Source organism: Phytobacter sp. V69, assembly GCF_965644215.1.
GTDB lineage: Bacteria > Pseudomonadota > Gammaproteobacteria > Enterobacterales > Enterobacteriaceae > Phytobacter.
The window spans coordinates 1-678 of sequence record NZ_CBFFRL010000487.1 but is presented as its reverse complement, the minus strand read 5'-3'; the positions used below and the strand labels follow the sequence as shown (position 1 = coordinate 678).

1 pseudogene is annotated in these 678 nt (G+C 50.7%); it reads left to right on the top strand.

The features are described 5' to 3' along the window. A pseudogene (locus tag ACSZPU_RS26145) lies at positions 1-678 on the top strand (IS5 family transposase); the annotation flags it as partial.

The following is a 678-nucleotide window of genomic DNA, read 5'->3' as shown; positions in this document are numbered from 1 at the left end:
TGTTCTGGGTGCTGTGTTCCGGTGCACCATGGCGCGATTTACCTGAACGGTACGGCCCATGGAAGACCGTTTATAACCGCTTTAACCGTTGGTCAAAATCGGGTGTGATTAACATTATTTTCAACAAGTTACTTTCAGCTCTGGATGCACATGGCCTCGTGGACTGGTCGGCCACTGCACTGGATGGTAGCAATATTCGGGCGCTGAAATGTGCTGCCGGTGCGCAAAAAAACATCTCGATATCACTGGAGATAATGGGCTGGGTCGCTCTCGAGGTGGTTTTGGTACCAAAATCCATCTGGCGACAGACGGAAGTGGTCTGCCGTTAAACATCGTACTGAGTCCCGGTCAGGCTCACGAAAGCCAGTTTGCACAACGTCTTCTGGACGGTATCGGAGTTCAGCGCCAGAACGGAAGTATGAAGCGCCGTGGTCATGCAGTACTGGCTGATAAAGCCTACTCGGGGCATGCGTTACGTAACGAACTGAAAAGAAGAGGGATAAAAGCAGTCATCCCGCGTAAATCCAATGAAAAAATGGCCGCAGATGGTCGTTCACCACTCGATCGTGAAGCCTACCGCAATCGCAACGTTGTTGAGAGGTGCTTTGGTCGCCTGAAAGAATACCGGCGCATTGCAACACGTTACGACAAAACGGCGAGGAATTATCTTTCAATGGT